Origin of the sequence: Escherichia sp. HH41S, assembly GCF_009820115.1 — a bacterium.
Classification (GTDB): domain Bacteria; phylum Pseudomonadota; class Gammaproteobacteria; order Enterobacterales; family Enterobacteriaceae; genus Escherichia; species Escherichia coli_F.
Genome location: NZ_VNXE01000007.1, coordinates 74,895 through 89,676 on the forward strand (window position 1 = coordinate 74,895; position 14,782 = coordinate 89,676).

A 14,782-nucleotide genomic window follows, 5' to 3' on the forward strand; every position below is an offset into this window, starting at 1 on the left:
GTGCGTATTCGCGCAGGGATACGCACGTCTTCAGGAGACGCAGATATGCCTTATCAGTTAATGCAACCGGCACGGAATGCAGTCATCTGTCACAGGGAGGAAAGCAAATGAAAACACCCTTACCGCCCGTCTTACGCGCTGCCTTTTACCGTCGCGCTGTCGCCTGTGCCTGGCTGACCGTGTGCGAACGTCAGCACCGCTACCCGCATCTCACCCTTGAATCACTGGAGGCGGCCATCGCTGCTGAGCTGGAAGGCTTTTATCTGCGCCAGCACGGTGAGGAAAAAGGGCGTCAGATAGCCTGTGCCCTGCTGGAAGATTTAATGGAATCCGGCCCCCTGAAGGCCGCGCCGTCGCTGTCCTTTCTCGGGCTGGTTGTGATGGATGAACTCTGTGCCCGTCACATAAAAGCGCCGGTACTGCACTGAAGGAGAACTACACCATGAAAATGAACGTAACCGCCACCGTCAGCCATGCGCTCGGCCACTGGCCGCGTATTCTCCCGGCGCTGGGGATTCAGGTGCTGAAGAACCGTCATCAGCCCTGTCCGGTCTGTGGCGGGAGTGACCGCTTCCGTTTTGATGACAGGGAGGGGCGTGGCACCTGGTACTGCAATCAGTGTGGTGCCGGTGACGGCCTGAAACTGGTTGAAAAGGTGTTTGGTGTTTCCCCGTCCGACGCGGCCGCAAAGGTGGCTGCCGTGACCGGCTGCCTGCCCCCGGCTGACCAGGCAGTGACGGCCGCCGCCGGTGCTGAAACAGAAGTCGCCCGGAAGAACGCCGCCGCACTGGCACAAACCCTGATGGCGAAAACCCGTCCCGGAACCGGTAACGCCTACCTGACCCGCAAGGGCTTTCCCGGCCGGGAATGCCGGATGCTGACCGGCACACACAGAGCCGGTGGCGTGAGCTGGCGTGCCGGTGACCTTGTGGTGCCACTGTATGACGACAGCGGCGAACTGGTTAACCTTCAGTTAATCAGTGCTGACGGCCGTAAGCGCACCCTGAAAGGCGGACAGGTCAGGGGCACCTGTCACATCCTTGAAGGACAGAATCAGGCCGGAAAACGTCTGTGGATAGCGGAGGGATACGCGACCGCACTTACCGTACATCACCTGACCGGTGAAACGGTGATGGTGGCGCTTTCTTCCGTGAACCTCCTTTCTCTGGCCAGCCTTGCCCGGCAGAAGCATCCGGCCTGTCAGATTGTCCTTGCTGCTGACCGTGACCTCAGCGGTGACGGCCAGAAAAAAGCCGCCGCAGCCGCAGATGCGTGTGAGGGCGTTGTTGCCCTGCCGCCGGTCTTCGGTGACTGGAATGATGCCTTCACGCAGTACGGCGGGGAGGCCACCCGTAAGGCCATTTATGATGCCATCCGGCCACCGGCTGAAAGCCCGTTCGACACCATGAGCGAAGCAGAGTTTTCCGCCATGAGTACCAGCGAAAAGGCCATGCGTATCTATGAGCATTACGGCGAGGCGCTCGCGGTTGATGCCAACGGCCAGCTTCTGTCCCGTTATGAAAATGGTGTCTGGAAGGTGCTGCCGCCACAGGACTTTGCCCGGGATGTGGCCGGGCTGTTTCAGCGTCTGCGCGCGCCGTTCTCCTCCGGGAAGGTGGCCTCCGTGGTGGACACCCTGAAGCTGATTATTCCGCAGCAGGAAGCCCCCTCCCGCCGCCTGATTGGCTTTCGTAACGGCGTGCTCGACACGCAGAACGGCACGTTCCACCCGCACAGTCCGTCACACTGGATGCGTACCCTGTGCGATGTGGATTTCACCCCGCCGGTGGAAGGGGAAACGCTGGAAACCCACGCCCCCGCGTTCTGGCGCTGGCTTGACCGTGCCGCCGGTGGCCGTGCGGAAAAACGCGACGTGATTCTGGCCGCACTGTTTATGGTGCTGGCAAACCGCTACGACTGGCAGCTCTTTCTGGAGGTGACCGGTCCCGGCGGCAGCGGCAAAAGTATCATGGCCGAAATAGCCACCCTGCTGGCCGGGGAGGATAACGCCACGTCGGCCACCATTGAGACGCTGGAATCCCCGCGTGAACGTGCCGCGTTAACTGGCTTCTCACTGATACGCCTGCCGGACCAGGAAAAATGGAGCGGCGACGGTGCCGGACTCAAGGCCATCACCGGCGGCGATGCGGTGTCCGTGGACCCGAAATACCGGGATGCGTACTCCACGCATATCCCGGCGGTGATTCTGGCCGTGAACAATAACCCGATGCGCTTCACCGACCGCAGCGGCGGCGTGTCACGCCGGCGGGTGATTATTCACTTCCCGGAACAGATAGCCCCGCAGGAGCGCGACCCGCAGCTTAAGGACAAAATCACCCGCGAGCTGGCGGTCATCGTGCGTCACCTGATGCAGAAGTTCAGCGACCCGATGCTCGCCCGGTCACTGCTTCAGTCCCAGCAGAACTCAGACGAGGCGCTGAACATCAAACGGGATGCCGACCCGACGTTTGATTTTATCGGCTATCTGGAAACCCTGCCGCAGACCAGCGGCATGTATATGGGGAACGCCAGTATCATCCCGCGCAATTACCGTAAATACCTCTATCACGCCTATCTGGCCTACATGGAGGCAAACGGCTACCGGAATGTACTCAGTCTGAAAATGTTCGGGCTGGGGCTGCCGGTGATGCTGAAGGAATACGGACTGAATTACGAGAAGCGCCATACCAAACAGGGGATACAGACCAACCTGACGCTGAAAGAGGAAAGCTACGGCGACTGGCTGCCAAAATGTGACGACCCTGCAACAACCTGACCCACCTGACCGGCATCTGCCGGTCTTTTTTTATCCCGATATCCCCCGCAGGTGAACAATCCACTGTTCACCCTTCACCGTATATTCACCCGTTATCACACTGAAATTAAAAGAGAAAAACGAAAGGTGAACAGTGTGAACAATCAAATCAAAAAAAACTTTTTTCTCCCTGTGTGATTTCAGTACGGGGGATTAATCACCGGTATGAGTCACACCGGCAGAATGCCGGAGGTGAAGAATCGAATGTTCACCCTTCACCCATTATTCACCACCTATCACTCTGAAATAAAAGGAGAAAACAGAAAGGTGAACAGTGTGAACAGTTCTTTCGAAAAAAAATTTTTTTCCTGAGTTAACGTGCGTGAAGATACGTGTAAAAATTAATCGATAGATATTATATGTATAAGGATGTGTATAAATGAATTATACTAGAAAAATATAAACGATTTGAATCAAATGGTTATATGGCAATTTTGACTCCTGTGATCTTCCGCCAATTTGCCTCTACTGACGTTCTCCAACCCCTTGTAATACAGTCAATCCAGATATTTTCTACTGCTCAATATTTAATCGGCTTCAGGAATACCTGATCAAAGGTTTTGTGATGGACGATGAGCGACTGAAGAATCCGCCTGTCGGTTCTTCTGTCCTCGAACGCATCCGCGATATTCGCGCCAGCATGCGCCGTGTTTATTTGCAGGTGATTTGCCCCCACTGCTGACTCTCAGCCAACTGTATCGCCATTAAGGTGAAGATGTTGTTTTACACGCCCCAAAACACCCTTTTTTCATACGACGATTCTATTCCTTTAACCGCTGGCGAAAAAAACTGACCTATAAACTTCACCAATAATCAGACTGCCATCAAGATTAATTTTTTCATTTAATATATCAAATAAACTTGTTTTATTTTTACTATCAAAAATAGCTCATTGCCTTACTATAATTAATATATAAATTCGGTGATTAATTCTTAACATGCTTTTGCTAATAATCTCAATTGCTGGCCCTATAATATTGCGCTAGCATTGCTTTCTGGTTGTATCAGCGATACTCAAAAATTCTTAATATAATACTCATTCGACTGGTACTTATTTGTAACTCAGTTATATTTTGTCGCCCGGTGATTCAGAAGAATGCAAAAAATGGCTACCACTCCATCAAAAATACTTGATCTCACTGCCGCGGCATTTTTACTTGTCGCCTTTCTGACTGGTATTGCGGGCGCTCTCCAGACTCCCACCCTAAGTATATTCCTCGCAGATGAACTGAAAGCCCGTCCTATAATGGTAGGTTTTTTCTTCACCGGTAGCGCTATTATGGGAATTCTGGTCAGTCAATTTCTGGCAAGGCACTCCGATAAACAAGGCGACCGTAAATTACTGATCCTACTATGTTGCTTATTTGGAGTGTTGGCCTGCACTCTTTTTGCGTGGAATCGCAACTACTTCATTCTCCTCTCTACGGGCGTACTTCTGAGTAGTTTTGCTTCCACTGCAAACCCGCAAATGTTCGCCCTCGCCCGTGAACACGCCGACAGAACAGGCCGTGAGACGGTCATGTTCAGTACATTTTTACGTGCTCAGATCTCGCTTGCCTGGGTTATCGGGCCACCGCTCGCTTATGAGCTGGCAATGGGATTTAGTTTTAAAGTGATGTATCTCACCGCTGCCATCGCATTTGTTATTTGCGGGCTGATAGTCTGGTTGTTTTTGCCATCAATACAAAGAAATATTCCTGTCGTTACCCAACCCGTAGAAATTTTACCCTCCATCCATAGAAAGCGGGATACACGGCTACTTTTTGTAGTCTGTTCAATGATGTGGGCGGCGAATAATCTCTACATGATAAATATGCCGCTATTTATTATTGATGAACTGCATCTAACCGATAAACTGGCTGGAGAAATGATTGGTATTGCTGCCGGTCTGGAAATTCCGATGATGTTAATCGCAGGCTATTACATGAAACGTATTGGCAAGCGACTATTAATGCTCATTGCTATCGTGAGTGGTATGTGTTTTTACGCCAGCGTACTCATGGCGACGACTCCGGCAGTTGAGCTGGAATTGCAAATTCTAAATGCCATTTTCCTTGGTATTCTCTGTGGTATCGGCATGCTTTATTTTCAGGATCTGATGCCTGAAAAAATAGGCTCTGCGACAACGTTATATGCAAATACCTCACGCGTCGGCTGGATTATCGCCGGCTCTGTTGACGGAATTATGGTTGAAATCTGGAGCTACCACGCGTTGTTCTGGCTGGCGATAGGGATGTTGGGTATTGCGATGATTTGCCTGCTGTTTATTAAAGATATTTAGCTCACCAGTCTGAGCTAAGAAAAATCGGCGTGGCGCAAACAGAGCCATCCTCGCCATTTTTGCTATCATGCCTGCATACATAAACGACAAAACAGTATGCAGAGGGAAAAATGGGTTCCACCAGAAAGGGGATGCTGAACGTTCTGATTGCCGCCGTGTTGTGGGGAAGTTCAGGGGTCTGCGCGCAATACATCATGGAGCAAAGCCAGATGTCGTCGCAGTTTTTGACTATGACGCGTTTGATATTCGCCGGTTTGATTCTGCTGACGCTGTCATTTGTGCATGGCGATAAAATCTTTTCTATTATTAACAATCACAAAGATGCCATTAGTCTGCTGATTTTTTCCGTGGGTGGCGCGCTAACCGTACAGCTCACTTTTTTGCTAACCATTGAAAAATCGAATGCTGCCACGGCAACGGTGCTGCAATTCCTCTCACCGACGATTATCGTCGCCTGGTTCTCACTGGTGCGTAAATCCCGCCCGGGCATTCTGGTTTTTTGCGCTATTTTGACATCGCTGATCGGGACTTTTTTATTGGTGACACACGGTAATCCGACGTCATTATCGATCTCTCCTGCCGCGTTATTCTGGGGCATTGCCTCGGCATTTGCTGCTGCATTCTATACCACCTATCCCTCAACGCTGATTGCCCGCTATGGCACGTTACCGGTCGTCGGCTGGAGTATGCTCATTGGTGGTCTGATCCTGCTGCCATTTTATGCCAGACAAGGGACAAATTTTGTGGTTAATGGCAGTTTGATTCTGGCGTTTTTTTATTTGGTGGTCATCGGAACTTCGCTAACCTTTAGTCTATATCTGAAAGGCGCACAGCTCATTGGCGGGCCAAAAGCCAGCATTTTGAGCTGTGCAGAACCATTAAGTAGCGCGCTGCTCTCTTTGCTGTTGCTGGGGATCACGTTCACATTGCCGGACTGGCTGGGCACACTGCTGATTCTGTCATCGGTGATTTTGATTTCAATGGATTCCCGTCGCCGCGCCAGAAAAATAAATCGTCCGGCGCGGCATGAGTGAGAATTACCAGCCAGGCACCGCGCCACCGTTAAAGATGGTTTCTGCCGCTTTAGCGACTTCGGGCGATTGATAAGATTGCAGAAATTCCTTCACGTTTTCTGCATTCTTATTATCTTCCCGTGCCACCAGAATATTCACATACGGCGAATTCTTATCTTCAATAAATACGCTGTCGTGCACCGGAGAAAGCCCGGTCTGCTGAATGTAAGTGGTGCTGATAATCGCCACATCAACTTTGGGATCATCCAGTACGCGCGGGAGCTGCGCCCCCTCGAGTTCCATAATCTGCAAATGACGAGGATTCTCGGTTATATCCAGCGCGGTAGGTAGTAACCCTTTTCCCTCTTTCAGAGTAATTAGCTTCTCTTTTTGCAACAGTAAAAGCGCGCGACCAAGGTTGGTCGGGTCGTTGGGGATCGCCACTGTCGCGCCTTCTTTTATTTGCGCCACGGTTTTGATTTTTTTGGAATAACCCGCCATGGGGAAGACAAATGTATTTCCCACCGCTACCAGTTTATAACCATGCGCCTGATTATCTTGTTCAAGAAAGGGTCGATGCTGGAAGACGTTCGCATCAAGCTCGCCATGATTTGTCGCATCGTTCGGTAGCAACGAACCGCTAAATCCTACCAGTTCAACATCGAGGCCATATTTCTCTTTTGCCACCTTTTTAGCGACTTCCGCGACATCTTGTTCTGCGCCATTAATAACGCCCACTTTAATGTGCTTTTCATCGCTGCTGCTCTGGTCGCAACCTGCCAGCAGAATTCCTGCCAGTAATAATGCGGCCCCCGCCCGTAGATGATGTGTTGTCAGTTTCATTTTTTATCCTTTTTTTAATCGTTAACTGACTATAATGGCAAGATCACTACGATTTAAAAAACGAAAAGCTATCGAATAGAAGAAAAAGGTATATAAAACTGGCACTTCTTACTGACCACGCAAACACCTTTCGTACAGCATGATGAGAGCGGCAAAAGCAAACTACACTTATGCTTCATTCGATGCACATTTGCAGAAGGTTGCAGCTATGAAGCCAACGATGCTACTCATGATTACCGTATTCCTGACTTTCCCAGCCATTTCTCAGGCCGAGTCGCCATTCAGTTCTCTACAGTCGGCAAAAGAAAAGACCACGGTATTGCAAGATTTACGTAAAATTTGCACGCCACAGGCGTCATTATCAGACGAAGCGTGGGAAAAATTAATGTTGTCTGATGAGAGTAACAAACAACATATCCGCGAAGCTATTGTGGCGATGGAGCGTAATAATCAGAATAACTACTGGGAAGCGCTGGGTAAGGTGGAATGCCCGGATATGTGAATTTCGCACACCTCCGCGCTCAGGCCAGCAGCCACTGACGTACGCTCGCACATCAGTAAATCACCTGCTTTTTCAAATTCCAATCAGAATTGAACCCGTTCATCAGGATTGTGGATAAAATTCCCTCTACATTATTTTCATTTCATCACATAGAAAATCTTATCTCATTGAAACAATACTTGTTTTTAATGCAGAAAAGGCAGTCCAACGGATGGGCATAAAAATGAGCGAATTTTGATATCACCACCCTCTAAAAAATGGTGAAGTCTGAACAAAGAATGTTCTAAAGGAGAGAGTAGAGATGGAAAGCGCAAATCTGGATTTAGAAGAAAATAAAGAAATTGCCAGTAAGTTCGAACGTGCACTAGGTATGGGAGCAACGCTTGCAGAACTGCATGGCATAACCCCGGATACCCTTGAAGGCGTTTATGCTTACGCTTATAACTTTTATGAAAAAGGAAGACTTGACGAAGCTGAACTCTTTTTTAAATTTCTCTGTATTTATGATTTCCAAAATTATAATTATTTAAAGGGATATGCCGCCGTCTGTCAGTTGAAGAAAGATTATCAAAAGGCATTCGACATGTATCATATCTGTTTGATGCTATCTCCCGATAACGATTTCTCTTTGGTTTATTATATGGGCCAATGCCAGATGGGCTTAAAAAACATTAAAATGGCCACGGAGTTATTTAATACAGTCGTAACCTACAGTCAAAATGAAAAAGTTAAAGAGATGGCTAATGCTTATCTTGAACTCTTGACAGCCAATTCCGAAGAGGAAGTTCAAACAGAGTGAGTCGGCAAAATGAACATAAACGTAAAAAAATCTTCTTTTACGCCTGAAGAAGCAACCAAGAAATATAAAGAGGAATCAACAATTGATTTAAAAAACAACCATGCCAATAAAATAAATGAGAAGAATAACAATAAACACATTGCTTATTTTCCCGTTGATGCCATTTTAGATGGAAATAAACATCTGCCATGAGTTAAATAATAAACAGTTAATTAAGCCAGATGATAGCTTAAAAAGGAGGTGAATTATGTCGGCACCGATTACGGGACAGACGATCACGTTTGAACAAATCAGCGAAACATTGCGTACACAATATAGCGATGAGGAAAAAAGACTGCAGGACAGCAGCAAAACGCAAGTTGATCCCATGCGGCTTAATAAAAACCCGAAATCCCTTGATAACGATATTCGCGCTCGTCTTGAAAACAAACCTATGCTTGCTCTACCTGCAATGCAGGTTTCCGATTCTGATAACGCCACTGCAGCAAAGACGAATGATGCCCGCCTGACGATGATTTTGGGTAATTTATCAGGCATTGCCGATCAGGATATTACTACACGCTTGCATAATAACCTGGACAACACCCTGCTTCGACACGAAATGGCACATAATAAGTTTCGTGAATTAAGCGACGCCTACACCTCGTCATTAGATTCAGCGCAAAAAGCCAACGATAATCTGCATCAGGCCAACAATAATTACAATGCAGTCGATAAAAGAGTGCAATCGCTGGAAAAAAAAGTCAACACATTGGATCAAGAGTTGTCGCAACTGCAACCAGACGATCCACAATACAATAAAGTACTGACACAAAAAAACGCGGCTGAAAAAACACTCACGCTGTCGTTACAAAAAAAATCGTTAGCTGAGAAATCATTAAATACAGCCATTATGGATGCTGACGCTGCGATCGGCCAAAGTATGGAAGTTTTTGACGAAATTCAACAGCAAGAACAGATTAATAACTTCACCACCAATATTTGCCTGACACAGGAAAACCAGAAAAACAGAAACGCGACAGCCACATTTATCCTTTTGATTACCTCAGTAATGGAAGTTATTGGCGATACAAATTGCGAATCTATTAAAAATCAATCTGAGGTAATGAAAGAAATCAACCATGTCAGGGAAAATAAACTCAATGAAACAGCACATAAATATACTACCACGACTAAAGTTTTAAAAATAGTTAATGAGTGTGTAACTGTAGTTACCTTTGCCGTAAGCGCAGTCTTAATTGTTGTTGGTCTTCTTGCTGCAGTTCCAAGTGGTGGTTCAAGTATTGCGGGTGCATTGGCACTTATTGGAGGAATAGCGGGCGCAGTAGTATTAGGTGTAGATATCACTTGTCAAATCGCTCTGGGCACCACGGCTACCGGCTGGATTTTAGGGAAAGTTGTAGAAGGTCTTTCGGCTGCGATTAAAACAGTTGATCCCACTCTGCTCGCAATCACCGCGCTTCTGGATGTTATTGGTGTCGATCAAGATACGATTGAACTGGTTAAAAGTATTTACGCAAGTGCAGCCGCTTCTATTGTCATGGCGACAGTAATGATTGGTGCAGCTGTAATATGTTCTGTAGCAATAGGGGCCGTTGTTTCTGCATTATCAAAAACAGCCGCCGAAGAAGTCACCAAAGAAATAACAAGCACTATAAAATCAACCATTGAATCAATTATTAATTCAGTTTCAAAAAATATTATAAAGGTATTAGACAGCGTATGCAGCGTGCTACAAACATCAGCCGTAGTGTTGAAGTTGATTGCCAAAATAAGTAATGGCCTGGAGAAAATAGGCTTACTCATCTGTGCAATAGCAACATCGACGATGAATTGTTTTGTTGCTGGAAACTCTGCCGACATGGCAATTTTACAACAGGACATGAGTAATCTATCAAAAACGCGTGAACAAATGCTTTCAGTATTGCAAAGGGTGGATAAAACCGTCGAACAAGAGGTAAGCCAGATGGTACGAGTATTACAACACCGAACTGAAGCCTTAAAATTTGCTTCCCATTCTATCGTATAAGAGGGTTTTAACATGGCCACCTATGAAATTAAAAATGCGTCCAGCACATCTAATATTAACAGTCTTGATAAAACAATCTTTGATAGAGATTATAGTAAAAAAAACAACATACCAAATGATAATAAAATTGTGCAATACTATAACCTTAAAGATATTAATCATGACATAAGCTCTCAGTTTATAATATTAAAAAATACAGACAGAGAAGTCTGTCCGGAACTAAGAGTAAAACTATTGGATAATCTTAATTACTCAAGGAGTACGCTAGATAATTTGAGGGGTGACCTTGACCAAGCTACAATTTCATCCAGTCAATCAAGCAGTTCTGCAGAACAGAGCTCTATTAAAATATCTAAATATAATATCCTTGATATGCTAGATAATTTGACCATGCGACAACAGGCTGTTATGGAGGAATTTTTAAGGGTATTCACATCAATGTATAAAGCCTCTGCTATGTCTGAGGCTATTATGAGCAACATTTTTGAACAACTTGTCCAGTATCAGAAAACAGAAACCGTACACGCTACAATGGCAAGTTCGGCTGGTGTTCTTGCCGGGTCAACAGTTGGCGCAGCCGGAGCTGCAGCATCTGTTGTAGCAAATTTCAGAAGCCCTCCCGAAAAGATGCAAACCCTTACACCTGATCAGAAGCACACTATCAGTGGAACTGATGATAAAACACAGCGAGGATTAAAAAGGGAAGTTCAAGATCAACAAGCTTATCTCAAGCAAATAGATGAAGAAATAAAAACAACAACGAAAGATACAACACTTGATGAAGAACAAAAAGAAGAGACCCTGAAATATTACGATAAAGAAAAAGAAACTACGGAAGAAAAGATTAGAGATAAAAACGAGCGTATTAGTATAAAACATAACAAAAGATATAATAAATATTTTACTATAGGTAAAGCAGATGTACTTTCACAGCTTGTTAATCAATCAACTCAAGCATCACTTAGAATTCTAGAAAGTACTACTCATGCAGAAAAAGAAATTGTTGAGCAAGCTAAAAATGTGATGCATTCAGTTATGAGTAGCTATCTGGATCAAATTAATCGTGATGTTCAAGGGAGAGATCAGGCACTCAATTTATTACAGCAAATAATACAAACCATTATTGATACTGATAGCGCTATCGTTCAAGGCATTCGCTCATAAATAATTGCAATAATAGTTAATTATATTTAAGGAGGAATGACACATGATTAATAAAGATAATAATTTAAATATAGATATTTTACGTCAGCAGAATGCAAACATTCCTCTTAAAGAGGCATCCTCGCAAAGTGAGGAGCCTCATCAACTGGAAAACAGCAAAAGCGAGGGTAATTTGTATAACAGCGCCAGTAAGGATAATAATATTGGCGCTATGCTCAAGAAAGATGTTGAAAAACTATCAACTTTAGTCAATGAACGTAGCCAGCGAAATGAAGACTGGAAATGCCAGCATGACATACAACTCAACTTCGTTAAAAACATGCTCAGAAATTTCCCAACTGAGAACCTGTCAGAGAAAGGATCTGCGCTCTTACACGAAAGTTATTCGCTGATAAAAAAAGTTCTGCAGCTTACAGAAAATGTTAATACTATTGACGGAAAATTAAAGGATCCCGCTAAAATATTGACCTTGCATAACTCTGTGAGAAAAACCCTAGCTAACGTTGCTCACAACACAACCGGGTCAAGTGCAATGACATTGACCAAAGGTACCTTAAATCACGCTATCGCTTCTTTAGAGAGTTCTGCGCCTGAAATGAGAAGTTCAGCAACCAGCAGTACTTTAACGGCCAGTAGTTCAAACGAATTTAAAAGTGATAAATATATATGCAGTGATATTGCTGATTTGATGAGTGTGCTCGGTAGCGACTACCTCGAAATTTATGCGAATAGCGTTGAGATAATGAGCGCATACTGGCAGGACTTCAGTGAACATATCCAAAGCAATATGGGAAAATGGACTCACTCTAATAAAAAAGGCGATGCGATAATTTTTGATGTCAATGCATTTCAAAAGGCCTTGATGCATTTTTATTATATCGATAAATATCCTAATGGTGATTTCCACTATCATTACAATCCAGACTATGTTTTATACCCTCCGGCACCTGCTGACAAAATTGGTGTTCCATTGGAAGAAGCAGAAAAATGGTGCGCCGCTTTAGGACTTCCGGTAATTCCACCCGATCCCAAACACCGCACACCTTCTCCGATTGTCGAAGTTGAACCACAAGGTAGCGGTTTATATGTTATTATTCCCAACCCTCAGATTATTGACAGTATGAGTCAATCTTCAGATTCAATGGTGCACAGGGATAATAAAGGGAAGGAAAAAAATATATCTAAAGAATTCACCGGTTATGAAATAAGCACAGCTGAATACCAGGCATGGTTAGCGGGTTATAATGGGCAAGCAGAAAACATGAAAACCGATGTACAGGTTATCACGACTAAATACAGCACAGCCAACTCCACCTACGATACGATTATAAAATTATTATCGTCAACCATTACAGCATTATTTGATTCAGCGAAAGATTATTTACGTTTCTGATTAAGTAACGCCAAATATTATAGTCCACTATCTGGTCTCGTAAAATGGGACCAGCGTTTCATATTATTAAGCATCAGCTTTCATTCATTTCTTCATCACAATCTTACAAAATGAGCGTTTTTTGATAGAGCAATTCTGCCAATACTTTATTTTATATTGATCAAATTAATACTATGAATAGAGAAAACGGAAGGAGCGTTCTATGCAACTGCAACATGGAAAAAATAATACACAACAATATATATTTGGCGACTTTGTATTAAAAAACAATGGAATATTATTATTCAAAAACAAAGAATATCATATTCCCCCAAAAGAACTTGGCGTTATTATTCTATTACTTAATGCTGACGGTGAAATTGTTAGCAAAGAAGAGATTATTGATAAGGTCTGGAGCGCAAGTGTTGCCAGTGATGAATCTTTAACACGGTGTATTTATGCATTGCGCAAACTTTTGCATGAGAATAAACAGTGTAAGTATATCGAAACGGTCTATGGTCGTGGATACCGTTTTACTGTACCCATTGTGATTGTAACCGATAATGAACCGGTAAAGTCGACTACCACTCTTGCTGTTTTTCCATTTCGTACCGAAGGCTCAATCAATGTTCTAAAACTGCATTACGAACTTGTGCAGGGCCTTTCAAAATATGCTTTTTGTGGTTTAGATATTTTACCTGCCTCGGTAACGAATGAGGCAAGCGATTTTTCTACTATCCATCAGTTTATTAATAAAACAGGCCCAGAATATTACATTATGGGTCAGGTCGTTCACTATGGTAAAAACTGGCGTTTATTTATTGAATTAATTCATGCCAGAACGCATAAGTTGATTGATCATCAAAGTATTGATTTTAACCCCGACAATCCTCTTTCCGTATTATTATCACAAGTAATTAATATTCTTATTGAAAAAATACCCAATATTAATTTTAAATCTATTAATACACAACAAATGCCATCTCTGGATTCTGCTGTTATGTATATGAATGGCAGAATGGAAATGTATCGTTATACACCAGAGAGTTTGAAACGAGCATTAGTAATATTTAGAGATTGTGTGAGTACGCAACCGCAAAATACCTTGCCCTACTGTTGCCTGGCGGAATGCCATATATCATTAGCACTCCTTGGACTCAGTGAACAAAAACAAGCAATAACAACGGCAGTAACCTCCATTGAAAAGGCTCTTGAAATTAACCCTTCAAATTCTCAGGCATTGGGTTTACTGGGTTTAATCAGTGGGCTAAAAGATGAACATTCAGTGTCTAATGTGCTATTTAAGCAAGCACATTTACTCAAACCTAATTCGCCAGACGTTTATTATTATCAGTCTCTGCTATGCTTTTTGAACGGTGACCTTGCAAGAGCATTTAATCTAATAGAAAAAAGCATTGCTCTTGAACCCAATAAAATGGGCATAAGCATTCTTAAATTAATTATACTTTATTACACATCCCCCCTCGATAACGCGATATCTTTTGCATTAAATCTGAATAGTCAAAACACCTGTAATAATCCAATTATTACCTCTATTCTGGCTATGTTCATGGCACTGAAAGGACATAATGACAAAGCCAAAAGTTTATTGCTTAAACTTGAGCCTGAACATGGTCTTGATTACAGCTGTGTTAACTCGCTTTATACGAAGTTTCTGATCTATGGCGCATCTATAAAAAATGACATTATGAAGTTACTGGCAAATATTAACACCAACAAAATAAATGGTGTGATTTTGCCATTAATTTACACTGTTTATGGTAAAAAAGAATATGAAAAGCGCTGGCAACAATTAGTTAAAGACAATGATTTATGGTCAAATGTTTTGCTTCACGACCCTCGTTTGCTCAATGTAAAAAATGAATTTAATACTATCAGTGCGATGCGTACTTCTGCGTAAGAACGAAGAGAAATTGCCCTGCTGATGCAGGGCAATTTAGTAG

The 14,782-nt window shown here is 43.9% G+C and carries 12 protein-coding genes and 1 pseudogene; 12 read left to right on the forward strand and 1 reads right to left on the reverse strand.

Annotated features, from left to right (window positions below):
* Window positions 1-107: 107 nt before the first annotated feature.
* The 5 genes and pseudogenes from FQZ95_RS01435 (at window position 108) to FQZ95_RS01455 (ending at window position 6,130) form a co-directional block, all read left to right on the forward strand.
* Complete coding sequence (locus FQZ95_RS01435; RefSeq protein ID WP_032207431.1) at window positions 108-428, forward strand: DUF5375 domain-containing protein; 321 nt, start codon at window positions 108-110, stop codon at window positions 426-428.
* A gap of 14 nt (window positions 429-442) precedes the next feature.
* Window positions 443-2,776 carry a primase-helicase zinc-binding domain-containing protein gene (locus tag FQZ95_RS01440; RefSeq protein ID WP_160529796.1) on the forward strand — a complete coding sequence of 778 codons (2,334 nt, stop codon included), beginning with the start codon at window positions 443-445 and terminating at the stop codon, window positions 2,774-2,776.
* Between the two features lie 574 nt (window positions 2,777-3,350).
* A pseudogene (gene rhuM, locus FQZ95_RS01445) lies at window positions 3,351-3,479 on the forward strand (RhuM family protein); the annotation flags it as partial.
* A gap of 432 nt (window positions 3,480-3,911) precedes the next feature.
* Window positions 3,912-5,096 carry a sugar efflux transporter gene (locus tag FQZ95_RS01450; protein ID WP_001355051.1) on the forward strand — a complete coding sequence of 395 codons (1,185 nt, stop codon included), beginning with the start codon at window positions 3,912-3,914 and terminating at the stop codon, window positions 5,094-5,096.
* A gap of 110 nt (window positions 5,097-5,206) precedes the next feature.
* Complete coding sequence (locus FQZ95_RS01455; RefSeq protein WP_160529797.1) at window positions 5,207-6,130, forward strand: carboxylate/amino acid/amine transporter; 924 nt, start codon at window positions 5,207-5,209, stop codon at window positions 6,128-6,130.
* A gap of 3 nt (window positions 6,131-6,133) precedes the next feature.
* Here FQZ95_RS01455 and nlpA read toward each other — a convergent pair whose 3' ends face one another.
* The gene (gene nlpA, locus FQZ95_RS01460) at window positions 6,134-6,952 is read right to left on the reverse strand and encodes a lipoprotein NlpA (protein ID WP_000779407.1); all 819 of its coding nucleotides are present in this window, start codon (window positions 6,950-6,952) and stop codon (window positions 6,134-6,136) included.
* 208 nt (window positions 6,953-7,160) lie between these two features.
* Here nlpA and yicS point away from each other — a divergent pair, with 208 nt between their 5' ends.
* The 7 genes from yicS (at window position 7,161) to eilA (ending at window position 14,739) form a co-directional block, all read left to right on the forward strand.
* Entirely contained in the window at window positions 7,161-7,454 is a 294-nt protein-coding gene (gene yicS, locus FQZ95_RS01465; RefSeq protein WP_001306625.1) for a protein YicS, read from the forward strand.
* Window positions 7,455-7,755: 301 nt separating this feature from the next.
* The gene (locus FQZ95_RS01470) at window positions 7,756-8,253 is read left to right on the forward strand and encodes a SycD/LcrH family type III secretion system chaperone (protein ID WP_000443167.1); all 498 of its coding nucleotides are present in this window, start codon (window positions 7,756-7,758) and stop codon (window positions 8,251-8,253) included.
* A 9-nt stretch (window positions 8,254-8,262) separates the two neighbouring features.
* Complete coding sequence (locus FQZ95_RS01475) at window positions 8,263-8,445, forward strand: hypothetical protein (RefSeq protein ID WP_160529798.1); 183 nt, start codon at window positions 8,263-8,265, stop codon at window positions 8,443-8,445.
* A gap of 55 nt (window positions 8,446-8,500) precedes the next feature.
* Window positions 8,501-10,282 carry a type III cell invasion protein SipB gene (locus FQZ95_RS01480; protein ID WP_160529799.1) on the forward strand — a complete coding sequence of 594 codons (1,782 nt, stop codon included), beginning with the start codon at window positions 8,501-8,503 and terminating at the stop codon, window positions 10,280-10,282.
* 12 nt (window positions 10,283-10,294) lie between these two features.
* Complete coding sequence (locus tag FQZ95_RS01485) at window positions 10,295-11,446, forward strand: hypothetical protein (RefSeq protein WP_160529800.1); 1,152 nt, start codon at window positions 10,295-10,297, stop codon at window positions 11,444-11,446.
* Between the two features lie 43 nt (window positions 11,447-11,489).
* Entirely contained in the window at window positions 11,490-12,839 is a 1,350-nt protein-coding gene (locus tag FQZ95_RS01490) for an IpaD/SipD/SspD family type III secretion system needle tip protein (protein ID WP_160529801.1), read from the forward strand.
* Between the two features lie 202 nt (window positions 12,840-13,041).
* Window positions 13,042-14,739, forward strand: coding sequence for a HilA family transcriptional regulator EilA (gene eilA / locus FQZ95_RS01495; RefSeq protein ID WP_001176834.1), 1,698 nt, complete (start codon window positions 13,042-13,044; stop codon window positions 14,737-14,739).
* The last annotated feature ends 43 nt before the right edge of the window (window positions 14,740-14,782 follow it).